17 protein-coding genes are annotated in these 22,945 nt (G+C 61.6%); 8 read left to right on the forward strand and 9 right to left on the reverse strand.

The window, feature by feature from the left end; all coding sequences use genetic code 11:
• The first annotated feature begins 67 nt into the window (after positions 1-67).
• The 7 genes from CKO15_RS08725 (at position 68) to CKO15_RS08755 (ending at position 9,596) form a co-directional block, all read left to right on the forward strand.
• Positions 68-2,902, forward strand: coding sequence for a 2-oxoglutarate dehydrogenase E1 component (locus CKO15_RS08725; protein WP_200195123.1), 2,835 nt, complete (start codon positions 68-70; stop codon positions 2,900-2,902).
• Positions 2,903-3,029: 127 nt separating this feature from the next.
• Positions 3,030-4,322 carry a 2-oxoglutarate dehydrogenase complex dihydrolipoyllysine-residue succinyltransferase gene (gene odhB / locus CKO15_RS08730; protein WP_200195125.1) on the forward strand — a complete coding sequence of 431 codons (1,293 nt, stop codon included), beginning with the start codon at positions 3,030-3,032 and terminating at the stop codon, positions 4,320-4,322.
• 2 nt (positions 4,323-4,324) lie between these two features.
• A complete protein-coding gene (lpdA, locus tag CKO15_RS08735; RefSeq protein ID WP_200195127.1) occupies positions 4,325-5,746 on the forward strand; it encodes a dihydrolipoyl dehydrogenase in 1,422 nt (473 codons plus the stop codon).
• A 54-nt stretch (positions 5,747-5,800) separates the two neighbouring features.
• Positions 5,801-6,958, forward strand: coding sequence for an ABC transporter permease (locus tag CKO15_RS08740; RefSeq protein WP_200195129.1), 1,158 nt, complete (start codon positions 5,801-5,803; stop codon positions 6,956-6,958).
• On the forward strand, positions 6,952-7,779 hold the full coding sequence (locus CKO15_RS08745) for an ABC transporter ATP-binding protein (protein ID WP_200195131.1): 828 nt from the start codon (positions 6,952-6,954) through the stop codon (positions 7,777-7,779). The genes CKO15_RS08740 and CKO15_RS08745 overlap by 7 nt, the downstream gene beginning before the upstream one ends.
• Before the next feature lies 1 nt (position 7,780).
• Entirely contained in the window at positions 7,781-8,722 is a 942-nt protein-coding gene (locus CKO15_RS08750; RefSeq protein WP_200195133.1) for an MlaD family protein, read from the forward strand.
• 16 nt (positions 8,723-8,738) lie between these two features.
• On the forward strand, positions 8,739-9,596 hold the full coding sequence (locus CKO15_RS08755) for an ABC-type transport auxiliary lipoprotein family protein (RefSeq protein WP_200195135.1): 858 nt from the start codon (positions 8,739-8,741) through the stop codon (positions 9,594-9,596).
• Positions 9,597-9,674: 78 nt separating this feature from the next.
• Here CKO15_RS08755 and CKO15_RS08760 read toward each other — a convergent pair whose 3' ends face one another.
• The 9 genes from CKO15_RS08760 to CKO15_RS08800 form a co-directional block, all read right to left on the reverse strand.
• Positions 9,675-11,636 (reverse strand): methyl-accepting chemotaxis protein, encoded by a 1,962-nt coding sequence (locus CKO15_RS08760; RefSeq protein ID WP_200195137.1) that lies wholly within the window; start codon positions 11,634-11,636, stop codon positions 9,675-9,677.
• Between the two features lie 186 nt (positions 11,637-11,822).
• Positions 11,823-12,155, reverse strand: a complete 333-nt coding sequence (locus tag CKO15_RS08765; protein ID WP_200195139.1) for a DUF167 domain-containing protein — start codon at positions 12,153-12,155, stop codon at positions 11,823-11,825.
• Positions 12,156-12,272: 117 nt separating this feature from the next.
• Complete coding sequence (locus CKO15_RS08770) at positions 12,273-13,889, reverse strand: nuclease-related domain-containing DEAD/DEAH box helicase (protein WP_200195141.1); 1,617 nt, start codon at positions 13,887-13,889, stop codon at positions 12,273-12,275.
• 15 nt (positions 13,890-13,904) lie between these two features.
• The gene (locus CKO15_RS08775; protein WP_200195143.1) at positions 13,905-15,461 is read right to left on the reverse strand and encodes a hypothetical protein; all 1,557 of its coding nucleotides are present in this window, start codon (positions 15,459-15,461) and stop codon (positions 13,905-13,907) included.
• Positions 15,461-16,633, reverse strand: coding sequence for an ATP-binding domain-containing protein (locus CKO15_RS08780; RefSeq protein ID WP_200195145.1), 1,173 nt, complete (start codon positions 16,631-16,633; stop codon positions 15,461-15,463). The genes CKO15_RS08775 and CKO15_RS08780 overlap by 1 nt, the downstream gene beginning before the upstream one ends.
• A gap of 7 nt (positions 16,634-16,640) precedes the next feature.
• The gene (gene drmB, locus CKO15_RS13950; protein WP_207124015.1) at positions 16,641-18,467 is read right to left on the reverse strand and encodes a DUF1998 domain-containing protein; all 1,827 of its coding nucleotides are present in this window, start codon (positions 18,465-18,467) and stop codon (positions 16,641-16,643) included.
• A complete protein-coding gene (locus CKO15_RS08790; protein ID WP_200195149.1) occupies positions 18,464-21,634 on the reverse strand; it encodes a helicase-related protein in 3,171 nt (1,056 codons plus the stop codon). Before CKO15_RS08790 ends, drmB begins: the two co-directional genes overlap by 4 nt.
• A gap of 186 nt (positions 21,635-21,820) precedes the next feature.
• Positions 21,821-22,099: a type II toxin-antitoxin system RelE/ParE family toxin gene (locus CKO15_RS08795; protein WP_200195151.1), complete on the reverse strand. Its 279-nt coding sequence runs from the start codon at positions 22,097-22,099 to the stop codon at positions 21,821-21,823.
• Positions 22,096-22,329 (reverse strand): TA system antitoxin ParD family protein, encoded by a 234-nt coding sequence (locus tag CKO15_RS08800; protein ID WP_200195153.1) that lies wholly within the window; start codon positions 22,327-22,329, stop codon positions 22,096-22,098. The genes CKO15_RS08795 and CKO15_RS08800 overlap by 4 nt, the downstream gene beginning before the upstream one ends.
• Positions 22,330-22,605: 276 nt before the next feature.
• Here CKO15_RS08800 and CKO15_RS08805 point away from each other — a divergent pair.
• Positions 22,606-22,945, forward strand: a 340-nt coding sequence (locus tag CKO15_RS08805) for a hypothetical protein (RefSeq protein WP_200195155.1), incomplete at its 3' end; no start/stop codon positions are given.

The raw sequence follows: 22,945 nt of genomic DNA on the forward strand, positions 1-22,945 counted from the left end.
GTCGAGCGAGGGTCGAGCGAGATCAGGCAGAGGCAAGGCGGGCTAGAGCAAGGCAAGGACCGACAGCATGAGCGGAAAGAGCAGGTTTGAGCAGCAGCGCCAGAGTTCATACCTCGATGGGGCCAACGCTGCCTTTATCGAGGCGCTCTATGAGGCCTACCTAGCCGATCCGGGGCAGGTTGATGAGCCCTGGCGAGCCTATTTCCGTGATCTGGAGCGCGAGGCCGGCGAGGGGCACGACGTGGCGCACACCCCGATCCGGGAACGCTTTGTGCGCTACGGCCGCGATGGTTGGCGGCGCGGTGGCCGCCGACTGCGTGCGGCCGACTGGAGCCCCGATGCTGCCGAGAAGCAGGCGGCGGTCTTGCGGCTGATCAACGCCTATCGCTTTCGTGGCCATCAGGCCGCCGATGTCGATCCGCTTGTGCTGCGCCCGAAACCGCCGGTGCCCGATCTCGATCCGGCCTTTCACGGTCTTGCCGAGAGCGATCTCGATGACACTTTTAACACCGGCTCGCTCTTTGCCGAGCCGCGCATGACGCTGCGCGAGATCATCGCTTTGCTGCAGCGGGTCTACGCCGGTTCGGTCGGCTCCGAGTACATGCACATCACCGATACCGAGCAGAAACGCTGGATCCAGGAGCGGATCGAAGGCAGTGGTGCGCGCCCCCGGCTGACGACGGCACGTAAGCGCGAGATCTTCGAGCGGCTGGTTGCCGCCGAGGGTATCGAGAAGTACCTGCATTCGAAGTACGTTGGTCAGAAGCGCTTCTCCCTCGAAGGGGGGGATGCCTTGATCCCCCTGTTGCACGATCTGATCCAGCACGCCGGCGCCGCGGGGGTCAAAGAGATGGTGCTTGGGATGGCGCACCGTGGCCGGCTTAATGTGCTGATCAACATCATGGGTAAGGATCCGGGGGGGCTCTTTGCCGAGTTCGAGGGCGACCATCCAGCAGACGACAACGGCTCCGGGGATGTCAAGTACCACATGGGTTTCTCCTCCGATGTGCAGACGCCTGGGGGGCCGTTGCACATCGCCCTAGCCTTCAATCCCTCGCACTTGGAGATCGTCGATCCGGTCGTCGAGGGCTCGTGTCGGGCGCGCATGTTGCGCCGTAACGATCCCGAAGGTCTCCAAGTGCTGCCGGTGCTGATCCACGGCGATGCCGCCTTTGCCGGCCAGGGCGTTATCATGGAGACGCTGCAGTTGTCGCAGGCGCGCGGCTTCTATACCGGTGGAACGGTCCACGTCGTAGTCAACAACCAGATCGGCTTTACCACGTCGAATCCGCTCGATACCCGCTCCAGTCTCTACTGCACCGAAGTGGCCAAGATCGTTCAGGCGCCGATCTTCCACGTCAACGGCGATGACCCCGAGGCCGTTGCCTTCGTAACGAACCTAGCGCTCGACTATCGTCACACCTTCCATCGCGACGTCGTTATCGATCTAGTCTGCTACCGCCGCCACGGCCATAACGAGGCCGACGAACCGGCGGCAACGCAGCCGATGATGTACCAAAAGATTCGCAATCATCCGCCGTTGCGGCAGCGCTACGCCGGGCAGTTGGTTGAGGAGGGTATCTTAGGGCCGAACGAGGCCGATGAGATGGCCGCGGCCTACCGCGAAGCGCTCGAGAATCGCGAGGTTGTCGCGGCGAATTTGCTGACCGGGGTGCGCAACGATTTTGCCGCCGATTGGCACCGCTTCTTCGACGGCGATTGGCGGACGCCGACCGTCACTGCCGTGGCCCACGACCGTCTGCGCGACCTCCAAGGCATACTCGATACGCTGCCCGAGGGTTTCGAGCTGAACCCGCGCGTGGCGGCGATCTGCGAGAGCCGGCGTAAGATGGCGGCGGGTGCGCTGCCGCTCGACTGGGGGTTTGCCGAGACGATGGCCTATGCCACGCTGCTGCAGGATGGCTATCGGGTGCGGCTCAGTGGCCAGGACTCGGGGCGCGGGACCTTCTTCCATCGCCATGCGGTGCTGCATAACGCCACCGATGGCTCGACCTTTACGCCGTTGCAGCACGTCACGACCGCGACGAACGACTTCGTCGTGATCGACTCGCTGCTCTCCGAGGAGGCGGTGCTCGGCTTTGAGTACGGCTACGCAACGACTGAGCCCGACACGCTGACGATCTGGGAGGCGCAGTTCGGCGACTTCGTCAACGGCGCACAGGTGGTGATCGATCAGTTTATCGCGGCCGGTGAGGCGAAGTGGGGGCGACTCAGCGGGTTGACCCTGTTTCTACCGCACGGCTACGAAGGGCAGGGGCCGGAGCACTCCTCGGCGCGCCTGGAGCGCTTTCTCCAACTCTGTGCCGAGGATAATATCCAGGTCTGTGTACCGTCGACGCCGGCGCAGTTTTTCCACATGCTGCGTCGACAGATGCTGCGGCGTTTTCGCAAGCCGTTGATTGTTTTAACGCCTAAAAGCCTGTTGCGGCATAAGTTGGCGGTCTCGAGCCTCGATGATTTGACCACCGGGAGCTTTCATACCGTCATTGATGAGATCGATGAGATTGAGCCGAAGCGCTGCAATCGGGTGGTGCTCTGCGCTGGTAAAGTCTACTACGATCTGCTTGAAGCGCGGCGGCGCAGCGAACGCAAAAACGTAGCGATCTTGCGTATCGAGCAGCTCTATCCCTTCCCTGAGAAGGTGCTGCGCGGTTTGCTTACGGAGCGCTACGGCAGTGCCGCTGAGGTTGTTTGGTGTCAGGAGGAGCCCAAGAACCAGGGCGCCTGGTTCTCCAGTAACCACCATATCTTCAACTGCATGGCGGGTCAGCAGCGCCTCTTCTATGCCGGCCGACCGGCTGCGGCCTCGCCGGCGGTCGGCTATCCGAAGCGACACCACGAGCAGCAGCGAGAGTTGGTCGAGGATGCCCTGGGTTATTGATTTTAAGCAATCTTTTTGAGCAATGGTTACGCTGGCCTGCCCACACGCAGGGACAGGAGGTGCCGTCGGCGCAGTAGGCGCAGTGGGCGCTGGGGGTGGATGCTAAAGAGCGACGAAGGGGAGCCGCATGAGTGTGCAGATCAAGGTTCCGGGACTGCCGGAGTCGGTCGCAGAAGCGACGGTGGTCGCGTGGCACAAGCAGCCAGGCGAGGGGGTGGTGCGCGATGAAAACCTGGTCGATCTAGAGACGGATAAGGTGGTACTTGAGGTGCCCTGCCCGACGGATGGGGTGCTGGCTGAAGTGTTAAAGCCAGTCGGGGAGACCGTCGTCGCCGATGAGCTGCTGGGTCTTGTCGAGCCGGGTGCAGTAGCCTCGGTGCCGCAAGCGGTACCGCACGGGGGGAACGAAGCGACCGGAGCAGCTAAGAGCACAACCAAGACGCGCAGCGACGTCGTGGCGGCAACTTTAGACAGCGGTGGTGAGGATCCGGCCGTTGCCGCGCCGATTCAAGTCAAGCCCGAGGATCTGAGCCCGGCGGTGCGCCGCCTAGTCATGGAGCATGGCCTCGATCCGTCGCGCATTGAGGCTTCGGCGCAGGACGGACGCCTGACTAAAGAGGATATCTTGCGCCACCTTGAGCACGGTGCTCCCGATCTCGGTCCCGAGGCCGCTGCTGCGGCAGCGGCGAGTGCCAGTGAGCCAGATTTGCCGGAGGACGAGCGTCCCGCCGAGCGTGTACCGATGACCCGGCTGCGCCAGCGCATCGCTGAGCGGCTGCTTGAGGCGCAGCGCCAGGCGGCGATGTTGACGACCTTTAACGAGGCCGATATGCAGCCGGTGATGGCGCTGCGGGCGCGCTATCGCGAGCATTTCGAGAAGGTTCACGATGTCCGTCTCGGCTTTATGTCGTTCTTCGTCAAGGCGGTTGTCGAAGGACTGAAGCGCTTCCCGGCGGTCAACGCCTCGATCGACGGCACTGATATCCTCTACCACGGCTACTACGATATTGGTATCGCGGTCTCATCACCGCGTGGATTGGTGGTGCCAGTGGTGCGCGATGCCGATCAGCTCTCCTTCGCCGAGATCGAGGCACAGATTAACGAGCTTGGACGCCGAGCGCAGGAGGGTAAGCTCACCATGGAGGAGCTAACCGGCGGCACGTTTACGATTACCAACGGCGGGATCTTCGGTTCGCTCTGTTCAACTCCCATTCTTAATCCGCCGCAGAGCGGGATCTTGGGGATGCATAAGATCCAGGAGCGGCCGGTGGCCAAGGGGGGTGAGGTGGTGATCCGTCCCATGATGTATCTGGCGCACACCTACGATCACCGGATCATCGATGGCCGCGAGGCGGTCCAGTTCCTCGTTACGGTCAAAGAGCAGATCGAAGATCCGGCTCGCCTACTGCTTGAGGTTTGACTATGTCCAACGACTACGACGTGATCGTCATCGGAGCCGGTCCAGCCGGCTATGTTGCCGCCATTCGGTGTGCCCAGCTCGGCTTGCAGACGGCCGTGGTTGATGATTTCGTATTCAAGGACGGAGAGCCGGCGCTCGGTGGCACCTGCCTGAACGTTGGGTGTATTCCCTCGAAGGCGTTGCTCGACTCCTCCGAGCAGTACCACAAGGTCACCGAGCACCTGGCCGCGCACGGCATCACGGCGCGTGGTGTGGAGCTTGACGTTGAGCAGATGATTGCCCGCAAGGATAAGGTGGTTAAAGAGCTGACCGCAGGTGTTCGGCAACTCTTCAAGGTGAATAAGATTGAGTGGATCCATGGGCACGGACGACTGGTTGGCGCGCGCGACATCGAAGTCACTTCTGCCGATGGTGAACCGGAGCGCTACCGTGCTGGTTCGGTGGTATTGGCTCCCGGGTCGCGCAGCATCGAGTTGAGTGCGGCGCCGCTTGATGGCGATCGGATCATCAATTCCGACGCAGCGCTCGATATGACGGCCGTGCCACCGCGTCTGGGCATCATCGGCGCTGGGGTGATCGGTCTTGAGATGGGCTCGGTATGGAGCCGTATCGGCTCCGAGGTGGTGCTGCTGGAGGCGCAAGATGAGCTGCTTGGCCCGGTTGACCGGCAGCTGGTGCGTACAGCGCAGAAGGCGTTTAAGGAGCAGGGACTCGATATTCGGCTCGGTTGCCGGGTCACTGGCACCGAGGTCGGTCAAGCGGTATCGATTCGCTACGAAGACAAAAAGGGCGCCCATCAGCTGGTGGTCGATACGTTGATCGTAGCGGTGGGGCGGCGACCGAATACCGACGATCTCTGCTCCGGCGAGGTCGACCTGCTGCTCGATGAGCGGGGCTTTATCAACGTCGATGAGCACTGCCGCACCAACCTGCCCGATGTCTACGCCGTCGGCGACGTGGTGCGCGGCCCGATGCTGGCGCATAAGGGGCAGGAAGAGGGGGTCATGGTGGCCGAGCGCATCGCCGGTAAGGCCGGGCACGTCAACTACGAGACGATCCCGTGGGTGATCTACACCGATCCGGAGATCGCCTGGGTCGGCCGTACCGAGGCGCAGCTGAAGGCCGCCGGGGTGCCGTATAACGTCGGCACTTTCCCCTTCGCTGCGACCGGACGGGCTCGGGCGATGGATCACTCCACAGGCCTCGTTAAGCTGCTCGCCCACGCCGAGACCGATCGCTTGCTCGGGGCGCACATCGTTGGGCCGCAGGCCTCGGAGTTGATTGCTGAGGCGGTGGTGACGATGGAGTTCGCCGGCTCGGCGGAGGATCTAGCCCGCACCATCCACGCCCACCCGACGCTCTCCGAGGCGGTGCGCGAGGCGGCGCTGGCCGTCAGTAAGCGGGCGCTGCATAAGGCGAATTGAGGAGACGAGCTGGGGAGCTGAGGGCTTGAACACTTTGGGCAGGAGTGCTCTCTGGTGACGGGCCGTACTGGGCATGGCGATCAGCAGCCGGGCGAACTGGTCATTGAGTCGAGCCCTGCCGGGCCGCGAGTGCGGATTAGCGGCGAGTGGACCCTGGCGCACTATCGAGCACTCTATGCGCTGCTCGCAACGCAGCCACTTGATCGGCCCCCGAGCGCAGTCGATCTGAGCACCCTGCGCGCCCTCGATACCGCCGGCGCGAGCCTGCTGGTTAGGTTGTTGGGGCAAGATCACGTCGCCGAGATCGCCCGTACAGCCCCGGAACTCAGTGCCGAGCGTCGCCGCTTACTGGCCACAGTGGCGACGGCCAGCGCCCGCGCTAACGCCGAGCCGCTGCAGCGGCCGCCGACGGTGTCGTGGACGCGCCACTTGGCGGCGCTCGGTCTGCGCGTCGAGGATGGCGGGCGGCAGATCGTGCTGGCGCTCGGCTTTATGGGGCAGGTCCTGGCGGTGGTGGCGGCCGGTCTCCTGCAGCCGCGCCGCTGGCGCTTGGCGGCCCTCTCGCGGCAGTTGCAGCACACCGCGCTCGAGGCGATCCCGATTGTCGCCCTGCTGGCGAGTGCGGTCGGCGCGGTGGTGGCGCTGCTCGGGATCACCGTGTTGGGACGTTTCGGCGCCGGGGTCTATGCCGTCGATTTGGTCTCGTACGCCTTCATGCGCGAGCTCGGTGTGCTGCTTACGGCCATTCTCTTGGCTGGCCGTTCAGCGAGCGCCTTTACCGCGCAGATTGGTTCGATGAAGGCGAATGAAGAACTCGATGCCATGCATGCTCAGGGGCTCAGTCCGATCGAGATGTTGGTGGTGCCGCGGGTGCTGGCGTTGATGGTGGCACTGCCGGTGCTGACCTTTGTGGCCGTCATGTGCGGGCTCGGCGGCGGGGCTGCGGTTGCTGTTTTCAGTCTCGATCTGTCGTTGCTGCGGGTACTCGATCTGATCGCTCAGGTGCCGCTGGAGCACTACGTGGTCGGTATGATCAAGGCGCCGTTTTTCGCCTTTGTCATCGGTGTGATCGGCTGTCTCGAAGGGCTGAAGTGCCAAAGCAGCGCCCAATCGGTCGGTAGCCATACGACCTCGGCAGTAGTGCAGGCGATCTTCTGGGTCATCATCCTGAACGCCGCAGCGGCGGTCTTTTTCGTGGAGATCGGATGGTAGTCGGGGCGGTGCGGCACGAGCGTGACGAGGCGCCGGACGAGGCGGCGATTACCGTTGAGGGGCTGACGACCCGGCTTGGCGGGCGGCTGATCCACGAGGCGCTCGATCTGAAAGTGCGCCGCGGCGAGATCCTCGGTGTGGTCGGCGGCTCAGGTTCGGGGAAATCGGTGCTGCTGCGGACACTGATTGGCCTGATTCGACCGGTCGGGGGACGAGTACAGATTCTCGGCCGATCCCTCTTCGGTCCCGGGGGCGAGTCGACTGGCATCGAGCGGCGGGTCGGTGTGCTCTTCCAACACGGCGCGTTATACTCATCGTTAACGGCCGCTGATAACGTCGCGCTGCTGCTGCGCGAGCACTACGATGTGCCGCCGGCGGCCGCGGTCGAGTTGGCTCGTTTGCAGTTGGCGTTGACTGGGCTCGGTGCCGAGGCGTGGGAGCGCTACCCGGCCGAGCTCTCCGGCGGGATGGTCAAGCGGGCGGCGCTTGCCCGCGCCTTGGTGCTCAATCCGCCGCTGCTCTTTCTCGATGAGCCGACGGCTGGTCTTGATCCGATCAGTGCAGCGGAGTTCGATGCGCTTCTGGTGACGCTGCGCGATGCGCTCGATCTGACCGTCTTTCTGGTCACCCACGACCTCGATACGCTCTACGCCGCCTGCGATCGGGTGGCGGTCTTGGCGCAGCGCCGGGTGCTGACCGTCGGCACGCTCGATGTCGTCGCGGCGACCGAGGAGCCGTGGATCCAGGCCTACTTCAACGGCCCACGGGGGCGACGCAGCGGCACGCTCGATAGCGGGCGTGCGGAGAGAGAGGGGCAGTGAGGTGGAGACGCAAGCTCGGCACGTCTGGATTGGTCTACTCACTCTGCTGCTGCTGATCGGCACGCTGAGCTTCGGCGTGTGGTTGGCCGATTGGAAGCTGCGCGGGGAGCGACAAGCCTACCGGGTGGTGCTGACCGAAAACGTCCTCGGGCTATCGGCCTACAGTGCGGTCAAGCTCAACGGCGTCGATGTCGGAGAGGTCGAACGCCTTGAGCTCGATCGCCGCGACCCGCGTCGGGTCGTGGCCTACATCTGGGTCGATCGTGACGTGCCGGTGACGACCGAGACGCGGGCGCAGTTGGCGATGACCAATCTGCTGACCGGCAGTGTCCACATTCGTCTGGTCCCCGGCGATCTCGATGCCCCCCTGCTGCGCCGGCAAGAGGAGGGGGTTCCGCAGATAGCGGCGACGCCGTCGGCGGCGGCACGCTTGCGCGAAGATATGGGCAACCTGTTCAGCGAGGCAGAGACGTTGGTCGAGCGCATCAACAGCCTGCTCGCCGAGGAGAACATCGAGTCGATGGCCGCTACCTTGGCCGATGTGCAGCGCCTAGTGGCCCTGGTGGTTGAGCACGACGAGGCGATTGAGCAGGGGTTGTTGGCAGTGACTAATAGTGCACAGCGCGCCGAGGCGACGCTGACGCGAGTTGAGTCGGTTGCAGAGCAACTCGAGGCGTTACTGGAGGGGCCGGGAGAGCAGGCGCTGCTCAGTACCGCGCGCGCAGCCGAGAGCTTGGCCCAGAGTAGTGAGCAGGTCGAAGAGCTCTTTAGCGAGCACCAAGCGGCGATCGCCGCCGGTTTGCACGGGCTGCAAGGGGTCGAGCCGCTGCTTATGGAGATGCATGAGACCCTTCATGCAGTGCGCAGCTTCATTCAGCGCCTTGAGCAAGGGGGCGGGGGCTCTTTACTAGAGCGCGAGCGACTCCGTGAGCATTCGCCGTAGTCGGGGGTTGAACGGTATGACCAAGCGATGGCAGGAGTGGCAGGGTGGGCGCGCCGATCGGCTATCGACCTCGGAGTTGGCCCCGGAAGTGACCTCTGAATGGGGCCGAGAACCAGGACGAACACCGGGGCAGTGGGCGGCGTGTCGAGGGCGTAGAGCTGTCACGACAGTCGGCGTCTTCGCGTTGTTGGGCCTGCTCAGCGGTTGTGGTGTCTGGCCGGAGCCGCGCACCTACGACGCCTATCGCTTGACGGTCACCGAAGCGGCCATCGATTCTGGCGCTGCCGCTGACTCGATCGCTGCCGAGCGAAGCGCCGTGCAGAGCGAGGGAATGCGCCTCAATGCGGCGGTGCCGACACTGCGCCTGACGAGCCCGCGCACCGACGACGTACTCAGCAGCAACCGCATTGCGGTGCTGGGTGCCGATGGAAGGGTGAGTAGCTACGAGGGCGCACGCTGGGTCTCGGCAGTCCCGAAGTTATGGCGTGACGCGCTGCTTGAGCTCTTTCGCGACGATGGTCGGCTGCCGGCGGTGGTCGGCGACGATGAACGCCTAAACGCCGACTGGGAACTGCGCAGCACCCTGCACACCTTCCACTTAGTGGCCGACACCGAGAGTGGCGCCGAGAGTGGCACGCCCCAGGCGCCCCTGGTGCGGATCGTCCTCGATGCGCGCTGGGTCGATCCGCGCTCCCAGCGCCTGATTGCGGTGCGCCGCTTTACCGCCCAGGTGCCTGTAACAGGTGCAGCGGGTGGTGCCGAGACGATCGACGACAAACCAGCTGCTGCGGTCCGCGCCTTCGCCGCAGCCAGCCGTATCGTGGGGCAGCAAGTCGTCGATTGGACGTGGGAGCTGATCGGTGCCGATGAGTGATGCCCGCTGTTTGAGATATTAAGCTGAGCGACCCATCAGGCTTTTGTCCCTGCTCGCCGGCCGCCGCCGTACTGCCGGTTAGCGGCTCCTCTGCAGTCGCTGCACCAGTGCTTCCAACTCTTCAGCGATCTGCTCGACCGTAGCGGCTGCCTGCCGCCCTTCCTCAATCACCGCGGCGTTCTCGGCTGCCACCGTAGTGCCTTGCGCCAAGCGCACCAGGATGTGCTCAGCGGTGTTGCCCTGCTGCTCTGCTGCGCTGGCTACATTCGTGATGCGTGATTCGATCAGTGCCAGAGCGCTCTGCGCTTCGGATAAAGTCTGCCCCGCACGATCGACTAACTGTTGCGTCTCCTGTGCCTGGTCGCGACCTTCGCTGACGGCGGTGACCGCCTCGTGGGTGCCCTCCTGCACCGCACGGATCGTCGCTGTGATCTCGCGGGTCGAGTCTTGGGTGCGTTGAGCCAGGTTGCGCACCTCTTCAGCAACGACTGCAAAGCCGCGGCCTTGATCGCCAGCCCGGGCAGCCTCAATCGCGGCATTGAGCGCGAGGAGATTGGTCTGTTCAGCGATGTCACTGATGGCGGTGACCACTCGGTCGATCTCGTCACTGCGCGCTTTTAGCGTGTCGATGGCGGTAGCCGTTTCGGCCATTGAGTTGCTGAGCCGCTCCATGGCCTGGATACCGCTGTCCATGGCGGTGCGAACCTGCTCACCGACAGCCGTTGCATTGCGCGTCTGCTCACGGGCATCGTCGGCGTTAGCGGCGATCTCTTGGATCGTCGCTGCGATATCGCCAACCGCTTCGCGCGTCTGCTCGGCCTCCTGTTGCTGCGTTGCCGCACTGCTGGCGGCCGACGCCGATTGCTGGGTCAGGCGCTGGACCGCCTGCTGTAGACCTTCGATCGCGCCTACCAATTGTTTAACAAGGCGGTCGACGGCCTCAATCACCAAGTTGAAACTGCTGCCGACTTGCCCGATCTCATCATCGCGGTCGGTGGTCGTCACCCGGCGGCTGAGATCAAGACGAAGATAACCGGCATCGTCGGTAGTTGTGGCCGCAGCTGTAGCCGGAGGCAGAGTGGCGCTGTGGCCGCCGACCACAGCAGCGATCTCTTCGCGGGCCCGGGTCAGTGGGGCGGTGATTCGCTGTACCATCCAGCCACCGAGCAGGAGCACCAGCAGCGTGCCGATCGCAGTGATCAATAGCCCGCCCCAGCGCGCTTCGGTCAGCGGGGCAAAGGCTTGAGCGCGATCAACCATCAGCCCCACGGCCCAGTCAACACTCTCGCTGCCGACAATCGGGTGAAAGCTCGCCTCGTACAGGTGATCGGCGATGCGGTAGGGGTGCGCGGTGCCATCGAGCGGTGCCTCCTCCCCGAGGAACGCGGTGAGGTCCTCGCCGACGTACTGGGTCTCAGGGTGGAAGAGGATGGTGCCGTCTTCCACATCGACCAAGAGCGCATAGCCGCTGCCGCCGACTGTAATGGCCGCAAGCTGCTGCTGTATCGCCTCCAGGCTGATGTCGGCGGCGGCGACGCCGCGGAAGGGACCATCGTGCACCGCCGCAGCGGCCGAGAGGATCAACTCACCGCTGGCAGCGTCGATAAAGGGTTCGGTAAAGCCTGGTCCGTGCTCCTTGGCTTGACGGTACCAGGGGCGCTCGAGCGGGTTAAAGTCGTCCGGCAGCGTCGCTTCGATCGCGCGATCCTGCATATACATCTTGCCGTCTGCGGTGCCGACGTAGAAGTGGGCGAAACCGAACTGCTCGACAGCGGTGCGGTTGTGGGCGCGCAGGGCCTCGGCATCGGAGGTGCGAGCGGCAATTTCTGCCAGGGTTACAGTCGTCGCGAGGCGGCTATCAAGCCAATCGGCAATGCCTGCCGTGCTTACCTCGGCGGTCTGGGCTCGAATCGTCTCCAGATTGCGTTCGGTATGGGCGTGTAAGCGCAGGTCGTTGATGATGGCGTAGACTGCCATAACGAGCAGCAACAAGGCGGCGAAAGTGGCGAGAATGCGGTGCGAGAAAGAGAGCGGGCGCACAACGAGACCTCTGTTTTAAGGGTACTGATTTATGGCCACCATTGCGATAAGGGCCGTTCGTGGGGCGCGAGCGGCGACCCATTCGCCGGCGGTTGGCGCGATTTCAACCCGCTAATCGTAAGCAGCACTGTTCGGCTTACGTCCATGGGAATGTTTTCCTATGGTTTTAGGAACGGCATCTATTCATCAGGGTTGGTCGGCCTGATCGGCCTGCTCGCAGGTATCCAAGGGCGGGGGGAGTCGGCGCGGGTCATGGATTTCGATGGTCTTCTCCCGGCTCTTGGCGCCGGCGGCGATGCGCACCGCGGAGCGGGGCACACCGCACGACTTAGCGAGCAGGCGCAGCAAGCGGTCGTTGGCCGCCCCATCTGCCGGCGGTGCGGTTACATGAACCTTAAGGCGGCCAGCCAGTGGCTCGCCGAGCTGCTCCTTCGACGAGCGCGGCTGCAGCTTGAGTTGCAGCACCAACGTCCGTTCACGCCACTGCCACCAGTGCTGTGGGTTGCGCTCTGCGTCCATCGTTCTCCCAGGCTCGATCACCCCGATCAACAGGTGCGAACAGTCCCGTCCTCTTAGCGCAGAGACTGTTTCAATGCCTATCCCCCTTGTGACCTAGGGTACTTTAGCGCGGCTCGTTCACAGCCGTCCAGTGAGGTGCCCAGTCGTTGACTGCGGCGCTTCGTAGATGACCGATAGCACCGCTCTGGCTCGGCTCATGCCGACGTAATGCTCGGCAAGCCGTTCTGGGCGCTTGGAAAGCGGCGGCAATCCGATCATTACGATGGCGTCGTTCTCTAGCCCTTTGAAGTTGGCTATTTCAGCGAAGCCCGTTCTGTCACCCGGGAAGTGGATCAAAGAGTGCTCATCGAGTCTCTCGATTGACTGCTTGAGCCTCCCCGGCAGGAGCGGCACAGCCGAGTCAGCAAGCGCTGTACCGGACAAGATCGTTACTTGACCGCAAGTGAGACCGCCATCATGGATTAGTTTATCGAGTTCTGCGGCCAGAATTCGAGCCGCTTCTTCCTTCGAGTGCGCGGTGTGGGTCCACACCTGAGGTCCGTCTCCGGCGCCGCGCGTGCCCATATCCGCGCCGAGCAATGTGTGAATCTTGTCTAGGATGACGCGCGTGTTTCGGCAGTTCGTCTTCAGGGGTACCCGTGTGGGATTGAACGAGTTCAGGCAGTCGATCGCCTCCTGCTGTGGTGTTCCGAAAAAGCCCGATTGATTGTTCACGTCGTGAAAGAAGCACCACCGACCTTCTGCGAGGCCGCCCGCAACCGCACGGTCCAAGGCGTCGAGGGTCATCGTGTCCATCAGGTCCTGCCCCTCATCAACGATGACTGCATCGAATGTCGCCAACTGTTGTCGTTTGAGTGTCGTGACGATGGCGCTGACCAAGCAAACGGTTAGGCCGGGGATGGCGAGTCTGGCTTGTAGGTAGCTCTTGAGCCACGGTGATCGGCAGATCAGTGCGACTTGAAACCCCTCTGCCGTCCATCGCCGCGCGAGTTCCATCGCGAGGAACGTCTTTCCGGTTCCAGCACCACCGGAGCACAACACCCGTGGATTTGCCGACACCACATCGATCAACAGCATCTGGTCCTCGGTAAGGCTTGCCACCATCTCCGCAGTCGCATCGACGCGCACATGCAGAGGAGTAGCCGACTCGAACTGCGGTCGAAAGTAGCGGCACGCCTCCTTTACGATCTCTGGGGCTGCGAACCTCTTGCCGCCGTCCTGCAGGCGCCAGTAGGAGAACAATGTATTCAACCACCCTTCAAGGTCTTTGAAGCTTCTGGTATCGGCTACAATCTGCCGGTCCCATTCAGCGCCTGTGCTGCGCCACTCGCAATCGGGAAAGACGACGCCATAGCCGATGGAGAACTGGTTGACTACGCGTGCTGGCAAGCATTCACGCATCTTTGCCATCACCCCGTGGAGGGCCGTTTCTGCCTGCTTAAAGGGGCCTTCGTTTGACCGAGAGACTTGACCCTCGCGATTGGTATACTCCCATACACCGTCGCGACAGGCTACGCCGCCCCCCTTCACCTCAAGAACGAAGATTCCGTATTGGCAACAAATCAGAAAGTCGATCTCTGCAAATCGTTTGTAGGCGTGCCGGGGCAGATTGAGCGAGTGGAATGCCGTGAACGACTCTTCATCGGAGGTCGGAAACGCCATGCGCAGCCGGTCGAAAACACGTTTCTCAGCGCGGCTGTTGGTTCGATGCGGCGTGTCCGGGATTATCCGCATGGGCTTGGCTCCGGTTCAGCCCTTTAGCTCTGCACGAATGCGCCGCTCAAGCTTCTGCGATATTGCTTCCCTGTTTAGAAGAGCAAAAAAAACGGATTGATCGACTTCTTCCACAACGGCCTTAGCCAAACCGTCGATGAGCAGGTGCATGCCACTGCCATCAACCGACAATCTGTAGTCGCCTTTTCCAAGCGTGACGCGGGTCTGTAGACAGTCCCATTTACACGCCTTCGCAAGTTCCACAGCAGCCTCTTTTTGATTTTTTGTCCAGCCTTTCGGGCCGGGTGAAAACAACTCGTTTAAAGGCTGTGGGCGAGGAGGCGGGTTACCCAAGTCAACGCCTGTCTGTGCGAGACGGTGGGCCATTGCCGCCATTCGGTGTGAGATGGCGCTGCGGAGCTGGGGTGGTTCTCGGAGGTCGGTGCTTACGCCCATCCAGCCCTGTCGTGCCGAGAACAGAATGGCAGCGGCAAGATAGTCCTGCTCGTTAAGCAGCGGACTTCTATAGTCGAGGAGCTCGGTTAAAGTCTCGCGAAGGAAGAATAAGATCAGCGCGCGGGCGAATGGCTTCGAGTGTTGCTCCAACACCTCGGTTACCGTCTCATCAGAGAACCTAACCAACCCCTGAAGGTCCTTGATCAGTTTTGCCCCGGCCTGTCGGAAACGATCATCCTCATGCTGATCGCGCTGCGATTCGAGATAGGCGAGTGCGACGTCGAGTGGTTGATTCTTGTTGGCAGCGAGACTGTTCTCTGCCAATTGGTCCACCAAGCCCCAGAATAGTCGGACCGACGCCTCGTCGGAAGCAGGAGCTTTGCCAAGTATTAGCCATTGATTGGTCGCCGCCAGTATCGGGTGGGTGCCCGAACCGAAAACCTCATCGTGAGGCTCAAAGGCTCGCTTCAGAAATTGAAGCCCAGTCTCACTCTTGCGAGCAAGGTGGAACAGCATTGCCATCATTGCACCGGCAGCTAAGGGGGCAGCAAGCGCCGTCTCGATTTCCGGTACGGCGGTTCGGGGCGGCCACGGTTCGGCGGTAGCTTTCTTGAAGCTGCTTGCGTTTACCTTGCTCAGAAGGCCTTCGAGGGAGACGTTGTTAAAGTCTCTCGCGCCTTGCTCGAAGCGTTTTTTGTCATCTCCGGAGGCAAACCAAACCTCCTTGACAGAGCCGATCGGTAGCGGAGCCGGGACTAGCAGGAAGTGCAGGTTGGCAATGAGCGCATCTGGAAAGGAGACCTCATGGAGGTTGCCTTGCAGATCGACCGCTCGAGCCGGACCCTTGAACTCACCAAGGTCGACTTTGGCGATACACGGAATGAGATGACTGCGCTCGCTGGCCGCCGCTTCGAGCGCCGCCTTCGGTACGCTGTTCAGAAACAGCGGGATAAACCCCGGGAAATCGGACAGCGTGTCTTTGTAGTGCTTGTCCATGAACCCTGCCGGCGGCATGATCATTCCGGCTGCGAGCATGAACTGTAAGTTCATGTTGTTCGTCACAAAGTGCCACTGTCCGGGGGGGGCAGCCGGTGCAGCAACGGTTTTTTCTTCGAAAAAATCGGGGGGGGTGGTCATTATCCTTTTCGCTCCAGTATATTGGGATCCTGCGGGAGGATGGCCTCAACGGCACATCGACTGCCGGCTTCTTGAAGCATGATCACTTGTTCGGTTGCGCGAGCGACCATTACATAAAAGAGGCGTTTGGTGACATTGACATCGGTCTTGTTCAGGTGGAACTGGTTGATGTCGACGATAAAGACGACATCGAACTCCAAACCTTTGCAAGCTTGAGCATTGATGACCATGATGCCGCCACGGTCGAACCGCATCGTGTGCTGATCGCCACTCGCGAAGGTGGTCACCGGGGGCGGCCCGTTGTCTAGCTGCACGGGAGTGTTGTTGAGCGCCGCCGCATAGCGCGTTCGGACCTCGTTGTTGGGCGCGATGATGCCAATCAGCTGGGCAGGGTGTCGGTCGGCAAGTTTGAGCATGCGGCGAATCACATCTTTAAACCGTTCAGGAGGATACTGATAAAGAAGAGGTTTCTTGGCTTCAACAATGCTTGGCTGGGGCAAGTCCGGCGGCGGGGTGGCCGGGTCACCCGTGTAGAAGGCTTGCGCGAGCCGTGCGATAGGGAGGGTGTTCCGGTAGTTTTTAGTGAGCTCAATCACCTCTCGAGTCTCGATCCCCAGCGCGTCTTCGAGCTCCTTCCTCGTGCTGTTCTCGTCAGGAGAGATTTGCTGGTTCTGGTCAGCGACCACAAAGAAGTTCTCAAATCCCAGGTTGGCTAGCACTTGGTAAAAGCTGGGAGGCATGTCTTGCCCTTCGTCGATCACGAGGTAAGGCAGGTCGGCGCTGTTCATCACTTCTGTCTCTGCGACTGCATCTGCGATGGCCTGCCAGTCGAAAGGCTGCCAGAAGCCGCCGCCATGCGCGGGCAGGCGAGGGGGCAGGGCGCCTGTGACTTTTCGGTAGAGTCCGATAAACCAGCTCTGCCACTGATGACTGCTCAACTGCCCGCCAAAAAGCTGCCGACTGGCTTGATGCAGGAGTTTGTTGTAGACCAAAAAGACGTACCGAACCTTCTCCTCGTGCAGGCGGCGCGAACGCAGCAGGGCGAGCACGGACTTACCGGTGCCGGGGCCGCCGATGACAAGATGCTGACCATCGGTAGGCAGGGCGCGGACGTCTTCCTGCTCTTTGCTGAGCTCGTGGATGCCCGGCAGCTGGAACTTCCGCCTAGCCATAACGCAGTCAGCCGGCCGCAGCGGTGCTAAGGAAGGGGGGGATGCCTGCGGTCGAATCGCCCTTTACGAAAGTACGATCCAGCAGCACGTTCCCATAAGCGCATGCGGGCTCAGGAATGAGCGCACAGGCGTGACAGGCGGCGCGGTTGAGAAGCCCGGGGCCTTGGCCCTCGTGCTCCGAACAGACGGGATCGAGCGAGCACCACTGTGCATGGTCGAACGCCCTGGAGAGTAGTTGCAGCAGGCGCTCAGGAGCCGCCATCTCGGCAAGCCCACCGAGCGACCCGGCGATGTCAGGTACGGCCACATATATCAGAATGCCCGCCATCGGACGCTCTCCGCCGGTCGAGCAGTAGATGCGCTCTTTCAGCGATGCGGCCGGATAGCCGGCTTCGCTCTCCAGCTCGCGGATCATGAGATGCGACAACGTGTGCAGCAACATGAAGCGCGGCGTGACGATCACCTCCGGCTCGAACTGCAAACCTGTCTCCGCAAACCGTTTCAGAAAGTGTTCAGCACGCTCCTTCACCGCCGGCAGCGTCTCCCACTTCTGTAGGGCCTCTTGATTCAGAGATAGGAAAATGCCTTCGCCATAAAGCTCTAGCGCCGGTAGCCACTCACTCTGGCCGACGATGTCAGGGAGCACGAGCGGGCCGTTCATACGCGAGAAGCCTTTTAGGATCATGATCTCCTTGAGGCGGGTCACGCTGATGACTTCGCCGACTGCGCCGATGATGGTGCGTATCGACGAGTCCGGCGGGAACTCCTCAGACAGCTGCTGCCAATGGGAGGTCCAATGGCGAGTCACAAAGTCCTCGTCATCCATCATTCCAGGGAGTTCGTCGAGGAGGGCGTTATACTCGCTCTCCAAAAGCAGCCCCGGAGTCATGCTCTCGCCGTAAAGGGGATAACCGTTTTTCAGTTCACACAAGGCCTCATGAATCTCTCCTGTCGAGCAGCGCAGCTCGCTAGCCAGCGTTTTGATCGCCGTTTTTTGGGCCAGCGATGTTTTCGCCCGTTCCAACCGCATCCGCTTGCTTGAGCTGCGGTACAAACGATCAACCACGGAGCCCTTACGTACCCTCGACTCTGGAGGGATCACCAAAGCACTCGCTGTTGCGGGGGTATGCACTCGGGCATCGTTGACTTCCACAATCTCTGCTACGCCCTCGGCGTCATCGACACGCTCGTTGAGCCACGGCTGCCGGCGGTTATTATTAAAACCGACCCGGGCGTTATCGAAAGGAGCAGTTGCCCGGCAACGCTGGCAGACGATTACTCTGGTTGGCCCTGAGATCGACTCGATCTTCAAGTAAGGGGAGCCCCATGGATCGGGTTTGCACTGTCTCTGGTTAGGACCTGATGCACCAGAGTGGGCTATATCGTGCCACGGCACGTCGGCCAAGTGGCCATCTTGATGCGCCAGCACCCATGCAACCTGCTCCATTACTTGCCCGTTGCACTCTTCGCTCTTGCACCGTATCTGCTCTCCGGTTTGTACATTCGCCCAGGGCTTGTAATGCAGGAGTCCACACTTTACACAGCGCATCCAGAAAGGGAAGCGCAGTGCGGGAATGCAAGTGCCTTCTATAGTGGCCTTATCGGTGATTTGTGCTGTAGGCGGCTCCCGCAGAACCTGTTCGATCTCAAGGGCGGAGCGCACGCGCTCGACATAAAAGATCTCCCGCCCCGCGCTACTCCCATCGCTATTCGTCCACTCGCGGATGTCGGGAACAGCCATGAGAGAGTCCGGGCCGCGCACGACGGTGCCTACTGAACAGTGGCGCAACAGATGGGATAGGCGAACCGGCAGGTATTCGTCTGGTTTCGTCATAGGGGTTTTAGCAGTGCCGTCTTTTCCACATTGCGCATCGACTGCAGTGTTGCCCAGAGGCCGGCGATCCGATCGTCATGGTTGTAGAGCAGGCGAGCGGACGTTTTGTCCCGTTGCAAGCCTTGATAATTGAGGCTGCGCTTGTCTGCACGGCACAGCTCGACTTCGGCGCTCCAGCGCTCTACGAGGTGCATCAGGTGTTTTGCCGTCTCGGGTGCCCGTTCCCGATCTGCCATCCCGCAGCGCTTCTCCAGCACCTCGATGGTCTTGCGAACATTATCGTCGGTAGGATCGAAACGACCCGCGCCGTCGTTGCGCAGGTAACTTTTGCAGCTGTGGCGGACGGCGATGACCAGTGCCGCGTGCAGCGCTCTTTGTCGTGCCTGATAGGCAAAGGGTGTGACACTGGAGCTTTCGACGAAGCGGTAAAAGGAGTCGTGGTACGGGCGGAAGTTTTCGTAATGGGATAAGCTGCGAGCTTGGTCGCGGTAGTAGTTCGTTACCACCAAGCCCGGCACATCGCTGCGTCCCACGCGGCTACTGGCCTGGATGTACTCGGCTGTTGTCAGCGGTTGCCCATTGATGATCATCAAAGCCAGCCGGCTGACGTCAAGCCCGACTGAGACCATGTTGGTTGCCAGTAGCGCGTCGAGTGCATCGGCGTCGGTGTGTGGTAACGCCAATCGCGAAAAGGTCTTGGCATTCTCCTCCGCACTGGAACGACTGGTGAGCTGGGCAATTTGCGCAGTCGGCCTCTGGAACTCTTGGCCAGACTCTTTGTGCTCGTCAGCGAGGCGCTGGTAGAAGTCGCGGACATCGATATTGAAGGCGTTATGGCTGCTGCCGACGCCTTTGATGCTGCCGTGGTAGACGACTTGGGTCCACCACGCCTCTAGTAACTCCGACCGATCTTCGCGATCGCGATCAAAAACCGCTTCTGGGGCTGCAAAGAGCGCTGCGGCGAGCGGCGCCATGCAGTGCTGTCGGTCCAACCCGGGCGCGAGGTAGCCGAGATAGAGCCGTCCCGGCCGCTGACTGGTCGGTACCGTGCGGGCGAAATAGGAGTCGTCGCAGTTGACGCCGGAGGGCGGAAAGACCGCCAACTCCCGGCCATATAGGCGCTCAACCTGCTGCGCAGCCATCCGGATGGTTGCGGTCGACGCCACGTACTTAGGGTGAACACCGCGCCGGACCAGGACGGTATCGAGTGCCGCTTCATAGATTCCAGCGATTGATCCCAGTGCGCCGGAGATCAGGTGCAACTCGTCCTGAATAACCAACTCGGGCGGACGGTGCCTATCGCCGCCAAAGAACGCTGCTGCGCGCTCCTCCCAAGCGAGGCGAGCCAATTTGTCCACGGTGGCGATCAACAAAGTCGGCGGATGCTCATAGAGGGCCTCGTCCACGACATTGCAGGGGGTTTCACCACGCTCATGGCCGCCGAAGTCACACTCGCGGTGCGTGCAGCAAAATCGGAAAGATTGGTCGGTAGCAACGTAGCTGTGGGGTGCTGTAAAAGGGGTGCCGCACCACGGGCAGTTCTCTAGCACCAAGCGCATGAGCGCGGTGCTATGTCCTGTGGCGGCCTGCTCAACGAGCTCCTTTGCTTTGTCGTAGCGATTTGGACTGGTCGCGTCACCAACCCATAGGCCAACGGTGATCGGCTCGGCGCCGAGTTCCGGGGTGCGGCGGCGGATCAACTCCAGCGCGCAGATCATACGGGTGGCACGGTGGTACTGTTGAGTCGTTAGCAAACGCAAGGTGTAGCGCATCACCGTGCAGGTGCCGGCGCCGGTGCTTGGAAACTTCAACCTTCTCCACACCACCAGGAAGGCGATCAGCCCGAGGTAAGCTTCTGTCTTGCCGCCGCCGGTGGGAAACCAGATCAGATCTACGACATCGCGGAATTCGTCGTCATCCCTTATGGTCGATTCCATCACCGTCAGCAGAAAGGCCAGCTGGAAGGGTCGCCACCGGTAGGCCTGTAGATCACGCGACTTGTTGTTAATCTGGTCGGTGCGCTGCATCTGATCCAGCATCGCTTGGTTCGCGAGCGCAAACGCTTGAGAGGCGAGTGGGTCCGTCTGCAATAGCGCGATGCCGCGGCGCATCCGCGAGACGGCGACATTCATTCTCGTGGTGATGCGCGTGCCTGCCGACCGCTCCGTGTCTTCCAGTAGCGAGAGCTCTTTCTCCTGCGCCGCCACCCAGTCGGCATAGCCATCGACGAACTTGACGAGTTCCGCCGACACATTCGCACCGCCGACCTCGGTCGCGGCAAGGAAAGCGATACTGAGTACCTCGTCGCCGCCCTCGGCGACATCGGCCGTCACCTGCGGGACCTCGACGGCTGGTAGGAAAGCCGAGTAAATTTCACGCACGGTGCCGTCAATCTCGTGCCAGTCGACCGCTGCACCGTGGCCGACGGCGTAGATCCTACGGTGCTTGTACTGCAGCTCGAGCTCCTGCTCCTCCTCGCTCAGCAGAGCGTACTCGACGCGGGGATAAACGCCCACCTTGCCCGCCTCGATAAAGCAGCTGAGTTGTACCTCAAACAGAGTCTTCTGGTCGCGATCGTCGGCGAACGCTCCACCTGCGGTGGTGATCTCCGAAATCTCTTGGCGGTTGAAGAGCGAGACCGTGATGATCCAGCCTTTGCCGCAGCGCCGCCACTGAACATCCAGGCCTCCGCGTGCCTTCCCGGTGGCGTCGTGCAGCACATCGCGTCTGTCGGGGCCGGTAAAGAGGAGGGCTTCTTGCTCGCCGCCGAGTTCGGTACGCTGAAATTTGAGCGTGCTGAACCGTCCGCTGGGGTCACGTTCGCCGACTCGATCATAGTGCGCTGCGGCGCAGTTCACCTGGAACCGCAGGTCTTCGCCCTCTGCGTAGAACGAAAAGCCGACGGCAGAAGGCGGGATATAGCGGCGGCGCCGAACCGGCTGAGCGTCGTGGTTGTTGTCGTCGAGCGGGGCGGTGGTATCGTCGTCGTCTTCCTCGTCCGACAGCGAGACGGCATCGAGGCCTTCTCCAGCGATCACAGGAAAAAGCTTGCCGGTGGGGTAACGGTCCATCGGCCGAATGTCGACAAGGGGGTCGGGTGTCGCAGGTCCGATCAGCTGCTTTCGCAGCCAATCGACTAGCCGGAGCCGTTCTTCGGCATAGTCCATTATCTTTGTGTTTCCCCCTGGCTAGGCAATCCAGCTTGTCATCACAAACTCCCGCCTTCGCGGGGGTAGTTGACAAGTTTCGACCCTGACCTCGGCATCGACCGCTCAGAGCGGGTACTGGGTAGGCATCTCGCGGTCGTGCTGTGCTGTGCCGCGCCGTGCCGTGCCGTGCCAGGGGCACCACTACTACCGGTTCAGGTCCCAGTAGAAGTTCTCATGCGGGCCGACAGCCTCCAGATAGACGAGTCTGACAACATCATCTCGGGTATAGCCGAGGAGATACAGCGCATCCAGGCAGCGGAACTTGTAGACCCACAGCTCGGATAGATCGCCTCTCTTTCTCTCGCCGATGTCCGGATCCTGGGCAACGACCTCGACGGCTGCATCCACCTCGGTCGCTACGTTGGCGTGCAGTTTCTTGTAGACGCGGGCAAATCGTCGAGTCTGCCGGACGTCCCAACTCACGCCTTGCCCGCCGAGCGTGGTACGAAGACGGAACTATCCTCGCGCTGCTCGGCCATGCTCATGATGCTCTCCGCGATGAATGAAGCCGGCAGGTCGGGGTTGTCGAGTGCTGCCCGACCCACTTTGGCCCAGAACTCTACCTGACCCTGCACGGTACGAAACTCAGCCTTGGCCGCTGCACGCGCGGCACTGACGAGATCTTCATCGATACGCACGGATACGGTGCTCATCACAACCCCCTCGACATCTGCTTCACCACAATTGTAGTCAGGCGGTGTGCGGTGGTCAAAAGCGGCCAGCTCCTCGCAGAACCGGACTTGGACAAGCAAGGGACAAATCAAGAGTCTGTCCCCCCTTCTCCTCGCCGCAGGCCATGCAGCTGCGCTACGATGTATACCGCGCTCGCCAACGTATTGGATAGTGGTAATTAGACTTCGCTCGATGCAGATCCAGGACGCTTTGCGCGGCTGGGTATGGAGTACCAATTCTGATAACCGAGGGTCCGCATGAAAGACGTCATGAAAGACGGCACGGGACATGAAAAAGAGCGGCGTTTGCAGTGCGACTCGACCTGGACGTTGGCGGTTGTGTCGCGACGGCAGGCCGTAAAAGCGTGGATAAGCCTCATCGCGGGCGGAGCGCTCGTCCTCGGCGGTGGTGGTTTCCCCCTCATCGGCAGTGCCGACTCGCGCATTGAGATCGCCATATCTCAAGCTGATCGCGATCACTGTGCGAGTCGGATGCGTGAGTATATGGAGATCGTCAACGAAATCCTGTGGGCGACGCTCGAAGAGGATATGGAGGGCGTCGCCGAGGCTGCGATTCTTGGCGTACCCCGTCGTTATC

This window comes from Halorhodospira abdelmalekii (genome assembly GCF_016583625.1).
In the GTDB taxonomy this organism is placed as follows: domain Bacteria; phylum Pseudomonadota; class Gammaproteobacteria; order Nitrococcales; family Halorhodospiraceae; genus Halorhodospira; species Halorhodospira abdelmalekii.

Bases quoted from the DNA above. Each gene is read 5' to 3' on its own strand.
- CKO15_RS08725 (WP_200195123.1), top strand. From the start codon at position 68: ATGAGCGGAAAGAGCAGGTTTGAGCAGCAGCGCCAGAGTTCATACCTC.
- odhB (WP_200195125.1), top strand. From the start codon at position 3,030: ATGAGTGTGCAGATCAAGGTTCCGGGACTGCCGGAGTCGGTCGCAGAA.
- lpdA (WP_200195127.1), top strand. From the start codon at position 4,325: ATGTCCAACGACTACGACGTGATCGTCATCGGAGCCGGTCCAGCCGGC.
- CKO15_RS08745 (WP_200195131.1), top strand. From the start codon at position 6,952: ATGGTAGTCGGGGCGGTGCGGCACGAGCGTGACGAGGCGCCGGACGAG.
- CKO15_RS08755 (WP_200195135.1), top strand. From the start codon at position 8,739: ATGACCAAGCGATGGCAGGAGTGGCAGGGTGGGCGCGCCGATCGGCTA.
- CKO15_RS08765 (WP_200195139.1), bottom strand. From the start codon at position 12,155: ATGGACGCAGAGCGCAACCCACAGCACTGGTGGCAGTGGCGTGAACGG.
- CKO15_RS08770 (WP_200195141.1), bottom strand. From the start codon at position 13,889: ATGCGGATAATCCCGGACACGCCGCATCGAACCAACAGCCGCGCTGAG.
- CKO15_RS08775 (WP_200195143.1), bottom strand. From the start codon at position 15,461: ATGACCACCCCCCCCGATTTTTTCGAAGAAAAAACCGTTGCTGCACCG.
- CKO15_RS08780 (WP_200195145.1), bottom strand. From the start codon at position 16,633: ATGGCTAGGCGGAAGTTCCAGCTGCCGGGCATCCACGAGCTCAGCAAA.
- drmB (WP_207124015.1), bottom strand. From the start codon at position 18,467: ATGACGAAACCAGACGAATACCTGCCGGTTCGCCTATCCCATCTGTTG.
- CKO15_RS08790 (WP_200195149.1), bottom strand. From the start codon at position 21,634: ATGGACTATGCCGAAGAACGGCTCCGGCTAGTCGATTGGCTGCGAAAG.
- CKO15_RS08800 (WP_200195153.1), bottom strand. From the start codon at position 22,329: ATGAGCACCGTATCCGTGCGTATCGATGAAGATCTCGTCAGTGCCGCG.